Source organism: Pseudoalteromonas shioyasakiensis, from assembly GCA_013391845.1.
GTDB classification, from domain to species: Bacteria; Pseudomonadota; Gammaproteobacteria; order Enterobacterales; family Alteromonadaceae; genus Pseudoalteromonas; species Pseudoalteromonas apostichopi.
Map to the genome: position 1 here is coordinate 590398 of CP058414.1, position 19196 is coordinate 609593.

Consider the following 19196-nt stretch of genomic DNA (forward strand, 5'->3'; position numbering starts at 1 on the left):
GAAATTGCATAAGCTGTACCAATATTAATTAATAATCGTAACCTGCTGAAAATAGTGGTTTTATATTTTTAAATAATAAATACATCGCGACTTTGCTATTTATTTTTGCTTTACTGTTGTGCACGAATTACCAAACATGGTGCATTAATTTATATGGATAAACCCTTCTCTCAAGCCTGTGAAAACAACAAATTACCTATTTTAAACGTATTAGAAGAGTTCTTTTCTGATGTGACGAATGTATTAGAGGTAGGCTCTGGTACGGGGCAACATAGTGTGCATTTTGCAACGCATTTAGCACATTTGCAGTGGCATTGTAGTGATCGCGAGGTTAATCACCCTGGGATTTTAGAGTGGCATCAAGAAGCTGAACTATCTAACTTGCATGCGCCATTAACACTCGACCTCAATGATCCTTGGCCTGTTGAAACAGTGAATGCTATTTTTACTGCGAATACGATGCACATTATTAGCTGGCCGCTTGTGGAGAGCTTTTTCCAAGGTGTAGCAAAGCATTTAGCGGCTAAAGGTAAATTGTGTATTTATGGGCCATTTAAGTATCAAGGTAAGTATACCAGTGCCAGCAATGCTGAATTTGATGCTTTTTTAAAACAGCAAGATGAAAATAGTGCCATTCGTGATTTTGAAGCGATTTGCCAACTCGCTGAGCAAGCTGGCTTAACCTTTGTTGAAGATGTGCAAATGCCTGCAAACAACCAATTATTGCTGTTTAAAAGGCAGTAAGCTTTCGCATTGGGCTTTATAGAGCGCCATATGTTGGCGTTCTCTAATTATAAAATCACTGATGGCAGCTGCAAAATCACCGTGCTGAATATGATGCAGTGAATAGGTATATACAGGCTTAAAACCTCGACTTATTTTATGCTCACCTTGCGCGCCAGAGTGGAACTGTTTTAGTTTGTTGGCAATGCAGTATTCAATGCCTTGGTAATAGCAAAGCTCAAAGTGCAAACTATCGAGCTCATAGTTCGTTCCCCAGTAACGACCATATAAACAGTTCTGATCTTTAAAGCTGAGTGTGGCGGCAATCACCTCTCCTTGATATTTAGCGAACATTAGCACCAGTTTGTCGGCCATGCTTTGCTGTAATAACTCGAAAAAAGCGGTATTCAAATAACCATTGTGGCCTGAGCGCTTCAAATAGGTTTGGCGGTAAAAATGACTAAATTGCTGCATGTGCTGTTTGCTGATGTCAGCACCTTCGATCCATTCTACGGCTATCTGCTGTTCAGTTATTTTAGCGCGTTCTTTTTTGAGCGATTTACGCTTTCTTGCGGTGAGTGAAGCTAAAAAATCCTCGAAGCATTTATAGCCTTCATTAAACCACTGAAACTGCACGCCATGACGTTGCATTACGGTGTCGCTAGTTAATGCAGTCGCTTGCTGCTGGTGGCAAAAATTTATATGCCAACCTGACCAGTCTAACTGCGCTGCTGTTGCCGTGAGTATGTGCTGAATGTAAGCATAGACTTCAGTAGGATCAGCATAGTTAATACTAACTCTTTGCCCAGCAATAGGCGTGAATGGCACGCCGCAAAGCCATTTAGGGTAATACTCTAAGCCATGCTGTTGGTAGGCTTCAGCCCAAGCCCAGTCAAATACATATTCACCATAAGAATGATGTTTTAGATACCCGGGTAGTAAGGCTATGACCTGTTCTTGCTGGTAAATTGCTAAGTGCATGGGTTGCCAGCCCGACTCTTCACTCACACAGCCACTTTGTTCTAGAGCCGCTAAAAAAGCGTGATCAGTAAAGGGTGTATCATCAAAAAATGACTGCCAAAGAGCAGCATCAATCTCGCTTATTTGATTAAACCAGCGGTGGCTAAACTCACTCATTGTGCTGCCGATTCACTATCTTTAATGAAACTGCTGATATGCATAGCGAGCTTATCGAAATAAGGGTTAAACGTGAGTCGTGCAAAGGGTTTGTGTGCTTGTAAATTTTCGGCTGTGCGCTCACCCATCACGATGTCTTCTTGGTATTTGCAGGCTGTATAAAGCGTATCGTCATCTAAATAGCTGCCGCAATTTCGGTACAAAGCTTTACGGCCATAGTAAGGGTTGCTGGGTTTATTAACGATACCAATATGTGACATCCCTTTGATTTTTTTACAATCATCTGTATCGCAGTCATCACGGATTATGTGGTAATCAGCAGGAAAGCTGGCTGGGATGTTATTGTCGTCACCATAGTATACAAGGCGATCAAGCTGATTATTTTTGCGCGTTTTTGGGTCGTGCAGTTTAGCTAGTAATTTAAAGGTTGCTTGGTTATCTATCGTGGTGTCAACATCACTAAAGGTGCTAAATATTGCTACATTAGGCTGTTGACGATAACGAAGCTCATCAAGGCTGATACGGCTCATTGCTTCGTGGCTAGCTGAGGCTGCACTAAATGGAAACGACTCATACTTGGCAAAATCAAGATCCGCGTCTTTATCAATCCAATTCACAAATGGAATTGCATCGACCCATTTCGCCAGCCAACCGTTTTTATTGTGTGGCTCGCTTGCCGGTGAAAACAACATAGCAGCAGTAATTTTATTATCGACAGGGCCTTGAGTTAAGTAATCAATAACCAGTGCAGCACCGGTTGAGTAGCCCCCTAAAATCACCTGATCAAAGTCTTTTAATGTGCGTTCAATGGCATACACACTGGCCTTTTGCCAATCATCGGCATTTATGTCTCTGAGTGCTGCGGGAGCGGTACCATGCCCTGGTAGTAAAATTGTGCGTACCGTATACCCTTGTTGATAATACACTTGTGCAAGGTCGTGATAGGTAAAGGGTGAGTCGGTTAAACCATGGATTAAGAGTACGGCTTTACGGCTATCGGCCTGTTTTAGTTCGAATGGGCTTATTAAATCGGCAACAGTCGCGTTTGCTGGTCGAGCGCCTTGTGCAACAAGCTGCTGATAGGTGTCGGTATAAACAGGGCATGGCAAACTAGCACGCGGATTTTCGCTGCTAATTTGCAGGTACGCAGCGGTTAAATAGTCACTAAATGCTTGCTCGATATTATAGCTAAAAGTGCTATGGGTGCGTGGTAATGGCTCTCTAAACAGCCCTTCGCGTTTACTTTTCATCATTAGTGCTTGGTCTTCAAGCTGAGTAAGGCAGGTTTGTTGCTGTGCCATTAATGGGCTGCTAAATAGCCCACTGATGGCCCAAGAGATAGCAACTAAGTTGATGAATTTCATATTTTAAGCATCCTTTTAAAGCCTGTTTTTAGCTTATCGAGTTATCTTTGATTTGCAAGCAAGCTGCGTCAAGCTAGCGGTAAATGACGCTTCGTGAAAGCTTGTTTTAAGACCACCGTCGACTCGATGTTAGCAATACAATCAATACTACCTAGCTTATGTTTCACAAAGCTTTCATAACTTTCTAAATCAGCGGCAATAATCTTTAGAAGATAATCATAACTACCTGAGATAACAGAACACTCAAGTACATGATCAAGTTTCTCAACTTGTTGTTCAAATTGCTCAGCAGCGGCAACTGAGTTTTGGTTTAGGCGTACAAAGGCATACACAGACACATTTAAATCAACCGCTTTAGGATTGATGGCAGCATGGTAGCCACTGATCACATTCGCTGATTCGAGTTTTTTAATACGGCGCAGGCAAGGAGTATCTGACAGGCTGACAGAATGGGCTAGCTCCGAGACAGAAGTTCTTGCATTATCTTGTAAAGCATTAAGTAATTGTTGGTCTTTTTTATCTAATTTCATTTTTATTTGAGTGATTTTCACTAATCTAGATGGATTCTAGTCTATATTTTGGCGATTAGCACTCATTGAACTCTGTTAACATTATCGCAATATAATTATTTTGGAGTGAGCCTGTGACTGAGAACACAAAGGCATTTGATAGCTGGCTTCGCACCCGATTTGTTGAGATCAATAGCGAGCTAGAAAAACTATATTGGCAACAAGACGATAAAGCGAATGTAGAAGGTGTAGGTGAAGACCTTAAACGTCAATTAGAGCAAGAAGGTAATGAGCATATTCGTGCCTTACTTGCAGAAGGTAATACCGATGAAGGCTTTGACAACGCCTTCGATTTATTAGGTAATGTTGGTTTGTATATGGCGGCATGCCGTCGTCATGAGATTACAGAGCCTTCTCGTGAAACAACCTCCCCCCTTGTCGAAGCCTCAGCACTGGCAATGCATATTGGTGCATCTATTGGTGTAACCCCGCGTTTTGCAACGGCGCATTTAACCACCCACAATAAAGCGGTTGATGGTTTGTATAAGCGCTTTACTGACCTTGAAGATGAGAAAATCTTTGTTGATTACAATACCAAGGGTATTTTAGCGTATAAGCGTGCGGCGGATGCTTTATTAAAAATTCAACCATTGGGCATATCGCACCCTATAGCAGCAGATTTACTCGCAGTGGCAAAGCAAGCACTGCTAGATGTTATTGAGTCGAACAATGCGTTATACAACAAGCTTGATACAGACCGCTTTTTCTATTGTGTACGCCCGTATTACAAGCCGTATCGAGTAGGAAAAGAGGTGTATCGTGGTGCTAATGCTGGTGATTTTGCGGGCATAAATGTCATTGATTTATTACTTGGTCTTTGTTTTGCAAATGAACCTAGTTACTCGCAAATGCTGGTGGATAAATTCTTGTATATGATGCCTGAAGATCAGCAAATTTTGCGTGAAAGCATGCGTATGACAAGTATTATGGATGATTTTTTAGCTGCAGAAGCTGAGCGCGATAGCGAATGGCTACAAACTAATTTAAAGCTGTTTATTCAAGTGTGCAAACTGCATGGTGATACTGCGATTGGGCATCATAATCAATTGGTTAGTAAATACATTGCACAACCTTCACAGAAAATGCAGCAACAGCATATGGATAAAGTCACAGCCAGTGGGCCTCCTTTACACATGTTACTTAACTCACTAGAGCAGTTACGAGATCGTCGTGCGGCAGCAAAACGTGATGATATTCGCACCCGTTTTGATGATTTAACTAAATTAAAACAGTGGATTAAGTAATGAACAAAGACGATTTTGTAATTCCACAAGGCGGCTATTTGCTTAACCACTCTGTTGGGCGACCTTTAAAATCAGCTGAGCAGCACTTCCATCAGCAGTTTTTTGCAGCTTGGCAAAATGAAAATAAAGAACCATGGCAACAGTGGCTGCAAGGTGTCGAGGCATTTACAAGCAGTCTCGCTAAGTTATTTAACTCGCAAAAGGAGTTGTTTTGCCCGCAAGTTAATTTATCGAGTGGCTTAACCAAGCTTTTGATGTCACACCCGCGACTTCAGCAAGAAAACTGCAAAGTGTTGATGGCAGAAAGTGATTTTCCAAGTATGGGCTTTGCAATGCAAAAAGCTTTACCTGAAAGTGCAGAAATCGTGTTTATTGGAAAACATGAAGATTTAACCGATGCTCACGTTTGGCAGTCATATTTAGCGAATAATGAAATTGATTTAGTTTTCATTAGCCATGTTTATTCAAACACAGGCCAGCAAGCACCTATCCGTGAAATTATAAATATAGCAAAGCAACACAACACATTGACTTTGCTTGATGTTGCACAGTCTGCGGGGATTCTAGAGGTTGACTTAACTAAGCTTGATGCCGATTTTATGCTGGGCTCAAGCGTGAAATGGTTATGTGGTGGACCTGGTGCTGCTTATTTATGGGTTAACAGCAACCAACTTTCATTTTGTCGGCCACAAGATGTTGGCTGGTTTTCTCATCAAAACCCATTTGAATTTGATATTAAGCACTTTGCTTATCATCAAACCGCGTTGCGCTTTTGGGGGGGAACACCTTCAGTTGCACCTTATATTTTGGCTTCGCATAGTATTAATTACTTTGCAGAGCTGGGTATTGCGAAAGTACGAGCGCATAACTTAGCAATGCTCGCACAGTTTCATGAGCAATTAGCTGATTATATGCGCTCACCAAAGCAAGCTGATAAATGCTCTGGAACTGCCATTATGCATTTTGGTGAGCAACAAGCGGCTGTTAAAGCAGCGCTTGAGGCTGCGAATATTGCTGTTGATGAGCGTCACTTAGGTTTAAGAGTCTCTGCTCATATTTATAATGATCAGCAGGATATAAACACTTTTATTACGACTGTGAAAAGCGTTTTAGATTAAGTGCTTGCCGGGCTTTTGCTTTTACTGAACGCCAATGGGTCATTGGTTTTTCGGGGACCAGCGCCAAAATTTGCTCAAAGTCGATGTCATCAATACTGACTTCATTACTGTGGGCAAACATAATTCGTTTTGGTTGCAGCGCTTTTAGCATCAGCAAAGAGTTCAAATACAGCTTAGGATAAAAAACAGGAAAGGGCGGCACTAGCTGTCCTTTTACTTTTACTAGTAAATCAGCAATGTAAATTCGCTCACTGGGGATATGGTATAGACTAATATCTCGGTCGGTATGACCTGGGCTATGTAGCGCCTGCCAATCCTCAAAGCCGGGTAGGGTTTCATCTGTTGTAAGGTAGTAATCAGCATCGAGGTGACGACTATACCAAAGGTTATGACGCTTTTTATTTAATCTTCCAGCGACCCACCAAGCCAAAGCGATATCGGTTAAGTGCATTAAGAAACCATCAATGCCTCGATACCATTGTCCAGGGGCATTTGATGTAGCAATTTTGGCGCCGCTTAACTTTCTTAATGCATGAGCCCCACCTGCATGATCTGGATGCATATGGGTTACTACAATCAGTTTTAAGTTTGTGATAGGGCGCTTTAGTTGCTCGGTGATATAGTCAAACACGGTATTAACATCCGCGCGGCAACAACCATCAAGTAGCATCAATTTATCTGAATATTCAATCAAATAGATATTTTGAATATAGCCTTCGAGCGTGTGAATTTGCAAAACAATTGATTCCTAAACTTAGTCAGCAAACCTGTTATATCATGCCTGACCAGTTTTAGTAAGTTAAGCTAATTGGACTGTGTGCTCTGTTCTTTGAGTAATTTTTTGTGTTCTTCTAGTTGTGCTACTTGCTTTTCGAGGATAGCTATTTGGCTTTTATAGTAGGTGTTAATACGTTTGCTTTGTTTACTTATAGCGTCATCAATAGACTTTGCACCTAACCTGTTCGCAGCATCTTGGGTCATATTATTAAGTCTGTTAATACGCTCATTTTGCTGTTTTTGCAGCTCTTTGATTTCTAACTGAAGGCGGTCTATTTCGCGATCCGCTTTTTGAATTTTTAAGTAATCCTCGACACTTAAGTCGGTTGGTTTTTGTTGTTTCTGTTCTTGCTCTGTGGCTGGAGTGAGATTACTTACTGGTGATGGTGTAATTTTTACGATTTCAGCATCCTTACCACAAGGCTTCTCTGTAAAGGTGGCAACCCCGTCAATCATGCACTTATAAATAGTGGCTTGGCTGTAGGTGCTGGCAAATAGAGCAAGAGTAAACAGAGCAAAACGAAACATAGCATCACTTTGTGTAGCAAATAGATACTTAGCATGCATGAAATATAATGAGGTGTGCAAGTTTTTTGGGCATAAAAAAACCGCTTAAAAGCGGTTTTTAACAATAAAATGGTGGAGAAGGAGGGATTCGAACCCTCGATAGAGCTACAAACCCTATACTCCCTTAGCAGGGGAGCGCCTTCGGCCACTCGGCCACCTCTCCAGCGCATAATTCTGATTGTAATTTGCTGAAATAAATCAGCAAATAAAAATAAGTGGTGGAGAGATAGGGATTTGAACCCTAGAGGGGCTACAAACCCCTGCCGGTTTTCAAGACCGGTGCATTCGACCACTCTGCCATCTCTCCACGTCGTGATGCGAGAATAATACTTAGCTGAATCGGCTGTGTAAATAGGAAAAAGTTTGTTTGCTTGTTTTTTGAGCGTAAAGAGGGCGTTTTTTTGTAAAAAGGTTTAATTTTTTGCTGTTTTTCACTGAAAAGAAGGGGATGGGGCAGTAAACGGAGGAGCTAAAGAAGGATCTTCGTTAGTGGTTGGGTGTTTACTGCACCTAAAAAGTAACCATGGTTGGGGATTACTTATGTTGTACTGCGCCGCCAAGTGCTAACTTTTTGCCGTAGCGATTAAGTTTTGCCAACATTTTAGCTTTGCGGTTTGTTGGTTTTACGGCAACATGAGTTGCAGCGTTTTGGTTTAATGTATTAATTGGGTTCATTACTTTGCTCCGGGTTGTGTTTGGTTGAAAACGTGGGTATTTTGCAATCAAACTGGGCAAAAATAAAACGATAAAAATTGAGTCTGCCAGATAACTTTTTCTAATCCGAAAGTGTTTTATTAACATGGGGTTAAGCTTTTGTATTTACTCTTGTTTGCATGGTTATGCAGTTGTGTTTGTAGTGAAGTGCAGGTAAATAAAGGTTTTTAACTTTTTGTATTTTTATTTATGCGTTTTTAAAGTGAGAAAGTGACTAATTATTCAGATTAATATAATTTGAGTGAGCTTGGGTTTTCGCCACGTAAGAAAAGAAGTAACCGTTGATGTTGATAATAATAAAGCCAAGTGACAAAAAAAATCATAAAAACAGTGTTGATTGGCTACTAAACGAATGTAAAAAAAGAGAGATAGAACCAGAGCTATATTTAACTACAGGCAACTTTGAGAATGATTGCGCTGAAATTGCTCTTTTAGCTAGGAGCCAAACTCAAGTTGTGGTGATTGGTGGTGATGGGACTTTGCATTTAGCTGTTAATGCATTAATGATGAGTAGCTGTTCTATTGCGCTAATTCCGGCTGGCACGGGAAATGATTTTGCTCGTGGCTTTGCTTGTCAGCAACAGGCTTGGTATGAGGCTATTTTCAATAGCCGTACTAAGTTAATTGATATTGGCCAAATCAATCAGCGCTATTTTGTTAATGTTGCGGGTATTGGTTTTGACGCTGAAGTGGTCGTCGAATTAAACAAAGCTGGTCATTTTAGCTCGTTTGGTTATACATGGCAGGGCATTAAACAGCTATTTTCATTTCAGGCTCAGCCTCTTCAGGGAAAGTTTAATGGTAAACCTCTCACTTATAGTAATTTAGCGACGATTTTTGCCAATCATCACTACTTTGGAGGTGGTTTGAAAATTGCCCCTCAGGCAAAGTTAAACGATGGTCAACTGGACTGTTACTGCATGCCAGCTGGCGGCTTGTTGAAAAACCTGATCAGCTTTTTATATTTACTGCTAGTGAAGCACCACCGCTTGCAAGCACTGGAATATACCCGTTTAACAAGTGCTGAAGTAACCACGAAAGGGTTGGTTATTGAAGCCGATGGTGAATTTGTGGGTTTTACACCTGCTAAAGTTAAGGTACACAAACAAGCGTTACGTTTTCATGTACCATAAAAAAGCGCCGGCAATATTTGCCAGCGCTTGGTGTTAGAGGCGACATAGTCACTTCTAACTGGGGACGGTGCTTTTTTGTTGCAGGTTACGTGCAGCAAAAAATGCTTTAATTTGTCGAGTTGGAGTCAGCACGATAGCATTACCAAATAACACTAGGCTAAATCCCATAAAGGTGTTCGCTTGCCATTCGAATCCTTCAAATAAGGTACTTAATACCACCGCAACCAGCGGGAATAATACAATGACATAGCTTGCGCGCTCAGGGCCGATATTTTTTAGTAGTGCAAAGTAACAAGCAAATGCGATTACGGTACCAAACACTGCTAAGTACAAGAGCGATATCCAATAACTGGCCGGGGCATTCAATGTAAGCTCAACATCGCTCACTAAAACGTAAGCTGCTAGGCTTAAAGCGCTGTATAACATACCCCAGGCATTGCCCTGAAGTACGCCAATATTGCGCTGAGAATTTCGGACGCTGACCATATTACCCAATGAAGCCACAAAGGTCCCAGATAGCGCAAGTAGTAACCCGACCAACGCACCATTACTCAAGTCGAATTGCTGAATTTGTGGCCAAAACAAACTGGCAATACCTAATACGCCCAATAAAGCGCCAAAGTAAATTCGTTTAGCAATCGGCTTTGCGAAGAATAGTCTGGTATTAATAATGTTCATTAATAGCAACATAGAGAACGCAATTGAGGCCATTGCAGAGCTGAGGTAGTTCTGCGCCCAATACAGTACTAAATAATTTAAACCAAAGTTAAATAAAGCCAATAATGCAAAAAATCCGTGATCACGCAGTGAATATTGCATAGGTAGTTTTTTCGCTAGCACAAAGGTCCACATTAAAATGGCTGCAATGGCAAAACGATAAAATAAAGAGACCTCAACTGCGACATCACCTAGTTGAAACTCAATAGCTAGCCAAGTTGACCCCCAGATCAGCACTGTAGCAAGGTAGAGAGCGGCGCTTTTCATAGTTAGTACCTAAAAATTGAAAGTATGTTCATTTTAATCTGCTTCTGTATACTTAACATATACAGAAAACTAAAAATGCAACCTATACAGTTTGGTGGGCTATGTCACAAGTTATCAGTCGCAGTAACAGTGAGTTCTTATATCAACAAGTTATTCAGCTAGTTAGAGATCTTTGCTTGCAGGGCTCGCTATTACCGGGTGAGAAATTACCTTCGCTCAGAAAAATGGCAGATAAGCTAAACATTAGCATTCCTACGGTAAAACAAGCTTATCAATTACTTGAAGGGCAAGGATTGATTGAAGCGAGAGAAAAGTCTGGGTACTTTTTAAAGTCTTCTCAGTTAAATCAGTCTCGGCCAAAGCGAGTCAGGCTTAGTCGAGAGCCAACCACAGTAAACAAGCAAGGATTGATTGAGCAAGTTTATGGTGCCATCCATAAAGCCAATGTGGTGCCATTTGGCATTGCTAACCCAGTAGCCGCTGCTCCAACTGATAAAGCGCTTGCAAGAACAATGCGCCGAGTAATGACACTGGCTGGCGCATCGGCAATTAATTACGGCCCGATGGATGGTTTTGCACCACTTAAAAAACAACTCATTCATCGCTATTTGGACTTTGGCATTGGTGTTGATAGCGATGAGTTAGTGATCACCAATGGTGCCCAAGAGGCGTTGGCTATTGCCCTGAAGTGCGTTGCTAAACCCGGGGATGTTATTGCTATCGAGTCGCCTTGTTATTTTGGCATTATCGAATTAATCGAAAGCTTAGGCTTAAAGGCACTGGAAATACCGCTGTGCCCCGATGAAGGAATATGGCTAGATGACTTGGTTCAAGCACTCGATGAGCATGATATAAAAGCGTGTGTGTTTTCAACCTCATTAAATAACCCAGTTGGCAGTTTTATGCCTGATGCCAAGCGTGAGCAATTAGTGGCACTTTTAGAGCAGCGCGAGGTGGTGCTCATTGAAGATGATGTTTATGGCGACCTACATTTTACAGCTAAGCGTGCCACTCCTGCACAAGCTTATTCAAAAAAGGGGTTAGTGATCACCTGTGCGTCGTTTTCAAAAACAGCCGCACCTAGTTACCGCATAGGTTGGATCATTGCAGGTAAGTTTGCTGAACAAGCAAGGCGACACAAGCGCGCGCTTAGTTGCTCTGCGCCGCTTATAAATCAGTGGACCTTGTATGAGTTTATAGCCAGTGGTGAGTACGACCGTAATATACGCTTGCTAAGACAGCGCTTGAGTACCAACAAAGAGCGTATGATTTGGTGCCTGCAGCAATATATGCCAAGTTGTGCGCGTATTAGTAACCCGCAAGGGGGCTGTGTTATCTGGGTTGATCTTGGTAGCCAATATGATGCGGTAAAACTATTTCATTTGGCACTTGAGGCAGGGATTAGTATTACCCCTGGGTTGATATTCTCAGCGGGTAAAAAGTACCGTAGTTGTTTTCGCTTAAGCTATGGTTTGCCTTGGTCTGAAAGTTTGGAACAGGCGATTAAAACGTTATCGCAACTGACCGTGCTGGCCAAAAAATAAAAAAGCGCAGAGCAAGCTCTGCGCGAAAGGACCAAGTGTTTTGGTTCAGGGATGTTAATTTCTTAACTGGTCAATTACTCTGCGTTTCTGTTTAAAAGTAAATAATTGATATTCTTTTAGCTGTGGTACTAGAACCACTAATTCTTGTTCTTTATGAGCGATATCAGCAAAACTGCCACATAATGCATCTGCTCGCTCTTCTAGCTGAGCTGCTTGGGTTTCTACGCGAGCTTCGATTTGTGCGCCCATGTTTTCCATACGTTGCTCAAACTCATCCATGTCGCCACCCGAACCTAAAAGCTCAGAGCCAAGAGCCACTAAAATACTGCCCATCGATTGCATCATGGCTGACTCTACTGCTGATTCGATTTGCTCATCGAATTGATCTTCAAAGTTTTGGCCAAATTTTTCAAAGTTTTGTTGACCCATTGTGAACGCACCTTGTTGGTAGAAAGCGTTTTGCACTTCTACGCTGATATCGTCCATTAATTCTGAAATGTCACTTAGGCCATCAATGTTGAAAGCATTTGATACTTCTTCGATTGCTACGCCGGCTATTTTTACACCATCAAGTGCGATATTAGCTACTTCAGGAAGTTGGCTGCGCAAGCTGTCTGAGTAATCTGCAATTGCTTGCTGTTGTGAAGCATTAAGGGATACGCTTTGGCCATCGATATATAAAGTATGTTGGTCGATGATTTTCATGCTGCGATTATCGGCTGTGTATACTTCTAACTCACTTGGAGTGATACGCACATCATTTATAAATTCGACATCACATTGCTCACCGCTGAATGAAATATTTGTATCATTATCGTTATGAGCCATTGCGCTGGTAGCGATAAATAAAGAACTTAGTAACAATAACTTTTTCATTTTTTTCTTTCCTGTTTGAAATGACATAAAAATATAATCAAATAGGATGCCAAATATTATAAATTCATTTATTTCATTGGCTTATGGTGTTTTAGGGTTTTTATTGGAAGTGCACAGAATAATTTTTTAACCATTTTTTAGTCAAATTAACTAAAAAATACACATGCATAAATGACTTTTATCGAAACGATAAAAAACTCTCACTTTTCAGAAATCAAATTTAGCGCTATTTATTCACAATATTGACATATGACCTATTTAGCATGGGTGTATGGCTTTATTTTGGTGGTTTTTTAGATACTAAATAACTACTGAGCTTTTTAATCTTTGCCAATTCATCGAGCAAATTTTAATCTCAAGAATTGGTCTCAAACACTTTATGGAGTGGGTTGTGGGTAAGACATTTAGTTATGACGCGCTAGATGACGATTTTGTTGAAGACGAGTACGAAATGGTCGGGCGTAATCAACACGACAAGAAAAAGCAACGCGTTAAGAAGAAGTTGGAAGACTATCTTGAACAAAAACGCTTGCGTAGAAACTTAGGCGATGACGACTTTGATGAGTACTTGAACGACTAAGCATAAATTTAAATAAAGAGGCTATTTGCCTCTTTATTGCTTTAAGGCCTTATTACTTGCTCAAAGCGGCAAGAATGTCTGATTCGAACTGCTCAGGTTTTGTAAGTGGCGCGTATCGTTTAATTGCTTTGCCGTCTTTACCAATTAAAAATTTGGTGAAGTTCCATTTTATTTTGCGGGTAATAAAACCAGGCAGCTCTGATTTTAGATATCTAAACACAGGGTGAGCATGCTCGCCATTTACGTCAACCTTACTCATCATCAAAAAGCTCACACCATAGTTAATTAAGCAGCCTTCTTTTATTTCTTTAGCATCACCAGGTTCTTGTTTACCAAATTGATTACATGGAAAGCCAATTATTACCAAGCCTTGTTCATGGTACTTATCATGAAGTACTTGTAAGCCTTCGTATTGCGGGGTGAAACCGCATTTACTTGCTGTATTTACAACAAGTACGACCTTATTTTCAAAATCAGAAAAATCGACAGTTTGGCCTTGTAGGCTGGTGGCAGAGAGTTGGTGAAATTCGCTCATAATGATAACTTTTTATTATTGTTACACTGATTCTAACTTGCTTGTCATATTTCTAAAAGAGCAAATATTAATCAGCAAATGCATTGGTTAAATGTTCTATTAGTAAACGTACACGAAACGGTAATAGATCTTTTCTTGGGTAGACTAACCAAGATGCGTTATCGCCAACCTGAAACTCTTCAAGAATGCTTACTAATTGCCCATTGTTTAAAAAAGGTTCCACGATATCTAACGCTAAATGGGCAATGCCAACTCCTGCTACTGCGGCATTTAAAATAGCCTGCGGGTGGTTGCTACGCCAATTACCATCGATACGAACTTCTTTAATTTGATCGTCAATATTAAATCGCCAGCGCTTTCGCATGGTAATTAAGCAGTTATGCTCAGCAAGGTCATAAGGCGTTTTAAGAGAAGGGTGACTGGCTATGTATTCAGGGCTAGCAACGAGGGTCATGACGCGCTTACATAAAGGGCGTGCAATTAAGTTTGAGTCTTGCATCCTGCCAAAGCGAATGGCTAAATCAAAGCCTTCTTCAACTAAGTTGACATTGCGACTATTAAAGTCGAGATCGACCTCTACCTCAGGGTAGCGTTTTACAAATTCTGCGACTTTGGGGGCGATTTGGTTAGCTACAAACTCGCCCGCACCCGTTATTCTTATTAGTCCTTTTGGTTGGCGCTGCTCACCTTGTAATTGATTGTTTGCATCAATTAACTCTTGGCGTATAGCTTTTAACTTAACAGCGTATTCACGCCCTGCATCAGTGAGACTAATTTTACGAGTGGTGCGCTGAAATAGCACAGAACCTAAACGATTTTCAAGTTGTTGTACTTGCCGACTGATATGTGAAGTTGATACTTCCATAGCTTTAGCTGCGTGTGTAAAACTGCCGTGTTCAACAACATATAAAAATTCCTCTAAGCCTTGCCACATTATCTTTACCCTAAGTTTTTCAGTAAATTTAAAGCAGTTTAAGTGGTTTATTATTGCATGTCTGCAAAAGTGATTATTTATTTGCTCCCTTTATCCCTGTATAAAAATAACTACAATAGTTGTGTCACTGATTAATACTCACAAATATAAGGGAGTAAGCATGTTAAATTTTAGCTTTGAGAATCCAACCAAAATTCATTTTGGTGAGCAGCAAATTAAAGAAATTCAAAACGAGATCCCAAAGAATGCCAAGGTACTTGTTACTTATGGTGGCGGCAGCATTAAGAAAAATGGCGTTTATGATCAAGTTAAAGCCGCATTGATTGAACATACTTGGTTTGAATTTGCGGGAATTGAGCCAAATCCAAGCTACCAAACATGCATGAAAGCTGTAGAGCTAGTTAAAGAGCAGCAAATTGACTATATCCTTGCTGTCGGCGGTGGCTCTGTCGTGGACGGAAGTAAATTTATTGCTGCTGCGGCTGAGTTTGCTGGCGAACCATGGGATATTTTAGCAAAAGGTGCTGAAGTGAAATCAGCAGTGGCACTGGGCGTTGTTCTAACACTGCCTGCAACAGGTTCTGAATCAAACACTTTCAGTGTGGTATCAAACTTAGATACTCAAGATAAGCTGCCGTTTGCAAGTGAGTTTGTGCGCCCTCGCTTTGCTGTCTTAGATCCCGCGGTGACATTCTCATTGCCTCAGCGTCAGGTAACTAATGGGATTGTTGATGCGTTTGTGCACACAATGGAGCAATACCTTACTTATGATGTCGGTGCCAAATTACAAGACCGCTTTGCTGAGGGGATTTTAATGACCCTTATTGAAGAAGGTCCGAAGGCATTCTCTGAGCCAGATAACTATCAAGTACGCGCGAATATTATGTGGTCAGCGACTATGGCACTTAATGGTTTGATTGGTGCTGGTGTGCCACAAGACTGGGCGACTCATATGATTGGTCATGAAATGACCGCGGTGTACGGTTTGGACCATGCACAAACATTAGCGATTGTATTACCTCGTATGATGGCTGAACAAAAAGACACCAAGCGTGGCAAGTTATTACAATATGCTGAGCGAGTATTAGGCCTTGATATCAGCGATGAAGATGCGGCTATTGATAGCGCAATTGCTGCGACAGAAGCATTTTTCCATAGTGTTAAAATGCCAACTCGTTTAAGCGACTACAAGCTCGATGAAAGTGTCGCAGATAAACTTGTCGCTCAGCTGGAACGCCACGGTATGACGGCTCTAGGTGAGCGTGAGCAAGTTACACTTGAGAAAAGCCACGCAATTTTACTTGCCAGTGTTTAACTTAAGATTATAAATAATCCCATCCCTGCTAGTGTTGTGTAGTAAATGTTATGTGTTCTATAAGCCACTATAACAGATACTACTGCAGCACTTAGGTAGGGATTTTGCCAATCTAAATTTATCCCTTCGTCATTAATAAACACAATGGGTACCCAAATCGCGGTAAGTACTGCTGGGGCGCTAAAACTTAAGAATTGCTGCATTTTCGGGCCAACTTTAAATGGTAATGCGCGGTGCAAAAATAAGTAACGTGTGAAGAAGGTGATACACGCCATCAATAAAATAGTGGTCATCAATGTGTATGCTCCTCTTTTGCTTGCCAGCGACTAATTAGGTAACCGACAGTCATGGCAATAAGGGCTGCTGTGACAAGCCAAAGTTGAAAGCCCTGACTTTTTAATAGTGTTGCAACAACACCTGCTGTGATCACAGTAGCTAGTGTCGCTAGGTTTTTTACACCAGGAATAACTAAAGCAATAAAAGTGGCAGCGATAGCAAAATCAAGCCCCAGGTGCGTTAAATCAGGTAGTAAGCTACCTGCGACGATACCAAGCAGAGTCCATATATTCCAAGCAATATAAAAGCTAAACCCGGCACTTAGCGCGTAAATCAAGCGCACTTTCGTTCTATACGCTCTGCGATGATGCGAAAAAGCAAACAATTCATCAGTAAGTACAAAGCTAACTGGAAGTCGCCAACGAAAGGGCTGGTCTATGACTTTGTGACGAATAGCTAAACCATACAAAAAGTGCCGCGAGCTAATAATGAGTGTGGTAAACAAAATTGTTAATAGCGGGGTATTTCCAGCCATTAACTCAATTGCGACGAGCTGAGCAGAACCAGCAAATACCAATAGCGACATAGCTTGTGTTTCAAAAGCACTAAAACCATTTTGAACGGCTAAAGAACCACATAAAATCCCCCAAGGTAACACCGCAAGACATAAAGGAAGCATGTCGAAAAACCCTTTTAGTAAGGCTCTTAATGTTGAATTATGCATCTTATCGCTCATGTTTGTTGTTATGGCTCAGATCAAAACAGCTGAAATAGAGGTGTGTCAAAATAACTGAAGTTTGTAATAATGTATAGCCGAACCCGTTATTGAAATTTCTGTCTGCAAGTCATTAGCGTCTTTTAAAGGGAAAGTTACAATGTCTAAAGTTAAAGTTTGGGATGGCTTTATAAGAAGCTTCCATTGGTTATTAGTTGCGGCCATCGCAACACTCTATTTTAGTGCTGAAGAAGGTATGTTGGAGCTGCATTTTGCTGCAGGCTACTTTACCTTGGCGCTTATTATCACACGTATTATTTGGGGTTTTATTGGTAGTCAAACGGCGAAGCTCTCTGCGCTCATTCATTCTCCTGTTGCTGCTATTAAGTCGTTTACAAGCAATGAGCACAAAGCGGGTCATGGTGCTGCGGGTAGTTATATGGTGATAGCCTTTTTTGCTTTACTCATCGTGCAGTTAACTTCGGGTCTAATGACCAGTGACGATATTTTAACGGATGGCCCTCTAGTAGAGCATGTTTCTTCAGATACTGTAGAGTTTGCGGGTTGGTTACATCATTTAAATTTTGATATTTTGTTGTACGCAATTGTGCTGCACGTTTTGGCGATTGTTATTTACCGTATTAAGGGTAAAAACTTAGTGAAACCTATGTTGACCGGAAATAGCGAGCAAGTCTCAATCACTGAGCCAGTTACTAAATCACCAGTGATTGCTTTTATTATCTTTGCAGTGTGTTTAGTGGTGTTATTTACGACTTGGGGTGCTGAGCCGCTCAGCTATTTACTTGGGTAAGTTGCTATAAGGCATTAAAAAGGCGCTTCTTAGCGCCTTTTTAGTTTAAATTATTACTAGACTAGTCTTTGAAAGACTTATGGCAATCTTTACAGCCTTTAGCCCATGCGCCGAATGCTTTACCAATAACTTTTTTATCGCCACTTTGTGCTGCGACAGCTAATTCATCGGCGTATTGCTGGAAAGCAACCGCTTTTTTCATAAAGGTTTCGTTGTCGCTCCAAACAGCTGCAAGCGCAGAAGTATCACCTTTATCAGAACCCGCTACAAAAGCTTCCCAAGGCATTTTTGATAGCGCTGCTGCATTGTTTGCACGCTTTTGAAAACGTTCTGCATCAAAAGGTACTTTTCCTTTTAACATATCGCCCATATCGCCAATTTGCACACGGATCATTGAAAATGCAGCCTGACGGTACTCAATTGCATCGCTTGGTTCTTCAAAAACTGAGTTTGCAGATGCACTTAGCGCCATTGTCGATAGCATAGCACCTAATACTAATTGTTTTAATTTCATTCCTTTTGCCCCTTAAGGTGTCATAAAGATAAACTAACTGAGTTTGTATCTTAGCTTAGTGTATTATTCAAGTGTATTGCGGTTAATCTTAACTTAAGTTTAATTTAGGGCGTGTTTACCTTTGTGGATTAAAATTAATCATAAAAGGTCAATACGGGCTAATCATTTATATCAATATCGGCGAAGATCATACCTCGGCGCATGCTTCTCGTTGCTAAGAAAACCTCGCCTAGTAAAGATAAAAAGCCACAGATTAACAGTGCCATAGCAGCGACAAAGCAGCTTGCAATTGTCACACTCAAGTTAATTGATTGGATATGTGATAAAAATAGACACATAACCACAGCGCACACTAATAAGGCACTGAGCACGCTTAAACTAAACGCGATATGGATGCAGCGTGAGCGTTTCAACAATGCCCTTAGTTCTGTTGTTAGTGACTTATTGAAGTCTTCATCGGTACTGACTTTAAGCTTACGTTCTAACTGTCTCGCTCGATCGGTAATACGCGCTAAGCGGTTGGAAAGTACTCCTAACGTTGCTGCAATACCTGTAATTAAAAATACCGGTGCAACCGCTGTTTGAATTACTTTTGCCATGGTAAGAATGTTGATTACTTCTGAATTCATCTGACAGTACTCTACTTTATCAAAACTCAATACATCATATTCATTTACAAATATTTACAACTCAAAAAATCATAATAAAGTACTTAACAAACAGTTGGTTAAAGATTTAAGCGTACTTTACGTTGTAAAAAATGTAA

General features: G+C 40.9%; 22 protein-coding genes and 2 tRNA genes. 8 read left to right on the forward strand and 16 right to left on the reverse strand.

Translation table 11 applies throughout. The features are described 5' to 3' along the window. The first annotated feature begins 153 nt into the window (after positions 1–153). Entirely contained in the window at positions 154–744 is a 591-nt protein-coding gene (locus HYD28_02635; GenBank protein ID QLE07952.1) for a DUF938 domain-containing protein, read from the forward strand. On the opposite strand, the gene HYD28_02640 is transcribed toward HYD28_02635, so the two are convergent. The 3 genes from HYD28_02640 to HYD28_02650 form a co-directional block, all read right to left on the reverse strand. Continuing rightward, positions 721–1860 (reverse strand): N-acetyltransferase, encoded by a 1140-nt coding sequence (locus HYD28_02640; protein QLE07953.1) that lies wholly within the window; start codon positions 1858–1860, stop codon positions 721–723. The two genes, HYD28_02635 and HYD28_02640, sit on opposite strands and share 24 nt — an antisense overlap. Further along, positions 1857–3224 carry an alpha/beta fold hydrolase gene (locus HYD28_02645; protein QLE07954.1) on the reverse strand — a complete coding sequence of 456 codons (1368 nt, stop codon included), beginning with the start codon at positions 3222–3224 and terminating at the stop codon, positions 1857–1859. The genes HYD28_02640 and HYD28_02645 overlap by 4 nt, the downstream gene beginning before the upstream one ends. Before the next feature lie 68 nt (positions 3225–3292). After that, entirely contained in the window at positions 3293–3754 is a 462-nt protein-coding gene (locus HYD28_02650; protein ID QLE07955.1) for an Lrp/AsnC family transcriptional regulator, read from the reverse strand. 113 nt (positions 3755–3867) lie between these two features. Here HYD28_02650 and HYD28_02655 point away from each other — a divergent pair, with 113 nt between their 5' ends. After that, on the forward strand, positions 3868–5037 hold the full coding sequence (locus HYD28_02655; protein ID QLE07956.1) for a DUF1864 family protein: 1170 nt from the start codon (positions 3868–3870) through the stop codon (positions 5035–5037). Then, on the forward strand, positions 5037–6155 hold the full coding sequence (locus tag HYD28_02660) for an aminotransferase class V-fold PLP-dependent enzyme (protein QLE07957.1): 1119 nt from the start codon (positions 5037–5039) through the stop codon (positions 6153–6155). Before HYD28_02655 ends, HYD28_02660 begins: the two co-directional genes overlap by 1 nt. On the opposite strand, the gene HYD28_02665 is transcribed toward HYD28_02660, so the two are convergent. From HYD28_02665 to HYD28_02685, 5 genes are all read right to left on the reverse strand, one after another. Then, a complete protein-coding gene (locus HYD28_02665; GenBank protein QLE07958.1) occupies positions 6127–6891 on the reverse strand; it encodes an MBL fold metallo-hydrolase in 765 nt (254 codons plus the stop codon). The genes HYD28_02660 and HYD28_02665 overlap by 29 nt on opposite strands. Positions 6892–6959: 68 nt before the next feature. Continuing rightward, positions 6960–7460, reverse strand: coding sequence for a DUF4124 domain-containing protein (locus tag HYD28_02670; protein QLE07959.1), 501 nt, complete (start codon positions 7458–7460; stop codon positions 6960–6962). 109 nt (positions 7461–7569) lie between these two features. Continuing rightward, positions 7570–7662: transfer RNA gene (locus HYD28_02675), tRNA-Ser, on the reverse strand. A 53-nt stretch (positions 7663–7715) separates the two neighbouring features. Beyond that, positions 7716–7806, reverse strand: a tRNA-Ser gene (locus HYD28_02680). Positions 7807–8033: 227 nt separating this feature from the next. Further along, positions 8034–8174: a hypothetical protein gene (locus tag HYD28_02685; protein ID QLE07960.1), complete on the reverse strand. Its 141-nt coding sequence runs from the start codon at positions 8172–8174 to the stop codon at positions 8034–8036. 323 nt (positions 8175–8497) lie between these two features. On the opposite strand from HYD28_02685, the gene HYD28_02690 reads away from it, so the two are divergent. Next, positions 8498–9346, forward strand: coding sequence for a YegS/Rv2252/BmrU family lipid kinase (locus HYD28_02690; GenBank protein QLE07961.1), 849 nt, complete (start codon positions 8498–8500; stop codon positions 9344–9346). Between the two features lie 54 nt (positions 9347–9400). Here HYD28_02690 and HYD28_02695 read toward each other — a convergent pair whose 3' ends face one another. Continuing rightward, the gene (locus HYD28_02695; protein QLE07962.1) at positions 9401–10330 is read right to left on the reverse strand and encodes a DMT family transporter; all 930 of its coding nucleotides are present in this window, start codon (positions 10328–10330) and stop codon (positions 9401–9403) included. Between the two features lie 101 nt (positions 10331–10431). Here HYD28_02695 and HYD28_02700 point away from each other — a divergent pair, with 101 nt between their 5' ends. After that, a complete protein-coding gene (locus tag HYD28_02700) occupies positions 10432–11874 on the forward strand; it encodes a PLP-dependent aminotransferase family protein (GenBank protein QLE07963.1) in 1443 nt (480 codons plus the stop codon). 54 nt (positions 11875–11928) lie between these two features. On the opposite strand, the gene HYD28_02705 is transcribed toward HYD28_02700, so the two are convergent. Continuing rightward, positions 11929–12750 (reverse strand): YggN family protein, encoded by an 822-nt coding sequence (locus HYD28_02705; GenBank protein ID QLE07964.1) that lies wholly within the window; start codon positions 12748–12750, stop codon positions 11929–11931. A gap of 391 nt (positions 12751–13141) precedes the next feature. Between HYD28_02705 and HYD28_02710 the strand changes: the two genes are divergently transcribed. After that, positions 13142–13330, forward strand: a complete 189-nt coding sequence (locus HYD28_02710; protein ID QLE07965.1) for a hypothetical protein — start codon at positions 13142–13144, stop codon at positions 13328–13330. Positions 13331–13382: 52 nt separating this feature from the next. Here the strand turns inward: HYD28_02710 and HYD28_02715 are convergent, their stop codons facing one another. Continuing rightward, the gene (locus tag HYD28_02715) at positions 13383–13865 is read right to left on the reverse strand and encodes a glutathione peroxidase (protein ID QLE07966.1); all 483 of its coding nucleotides are present in this window, start codon (positions 13863–13865) and stop codon (positions 13383–13385) included. Between the two features lie 67 nt (positions 13866–13932). Then, positions 13933–14799: a LysR family transcriptional regulator gene (locus HYD28_02720; protein QLE07967.1), complete on the reverse strand. Its 867-nt coding sequence runs from the start codon at positions 14797–14799 to the stop codon at positions 13933–13935. A gap of 160 nt (positions 14800–14959) precedes the next feature. On the opposite strand from HYD28_02720, the gene HYD28_02725 reads away from it, so the two are divergent. Further along, positions 14960–16114, forward strand: a complete 1155-nt coding sequence (locus HYD28_02725; protein QLE07968.1) for an iron-containing alcohol dehydrogenase — start codon at positions 14960–14962, stop codon at positions 16112–16114. Here HYD28_02725 and HYD28_02730 read toward each other — a convergent pair. Both HYD28_02730 and HYD28_02735 read right to left on the reverse strand, forming a co-directional pair. Then, positions 16111–16410 carry an AzlD domain-containing protein gene (locus HYD28_02730; protein QLE07969.1) on the reverse strand — a complete coding sequence of 100 codons (300 nt, stop codon included), beginning with the start codon at positions 16408–16410 and terminating at the stop codon, positions 16111–16113. The genes HYD28_02725 and HYD28_02730 overlap by 4 nt on opposite strands. Then, complete coding sequence (locus tag HYD28_02735) at positions 16407–17069, reverse strand: AzlC family ABC transporter permease (protein ID QLE10468.1); 663 nt, start codon at positions 17067–17069, stop codon at positions 16407–16409. The genes HYD28_02730 and HYD28_02735 overlap by 4 nt, the downstream gene beginning before the upstream one ends. 196 nt (positions 17070–17265) lie before the next feature. Here HYD28_02735 and HYD28_02740 point away from each other — a divergent pair, with 196 nt between their 5' ends. Further along, the gene (locus HYD28_02740; protein QLE07970.1) at positions 17266–17916 is read left to right on the forward strand and encodes a cytochrome b/b6 domain-containing protein; all 651 of its coding nucleotides are present in this window, start codon (positions 17266–17268) and stop codon (positions 17914–17916) included. 61 nt (positions 17917–17977) lie between these two features. Here the strand turns inward: HYD28_02740 and HYD28_02745 are convergent, their stop codons facing one another. Further along, entirely contained in the window at positions 17978–18430 is a 453-nt protein-coding gene (locus tag HYD28_02745) for a cytochrome c (GenBank protein QLE07971.1), read from the reverse strand. A gap of 158 nt (positions 18431–18588) precedes the next feature. Then, entirely contained in the window at positions 18589–19059 is a 471-nt protein-coding gene (locus HYD28_02750; protein QLE07972.1) for a DUF2721 domain-containing protein, read from the reverse strand. Between the last annotated feature and the right edge of the window lie 137 nt (positions 19060–19196).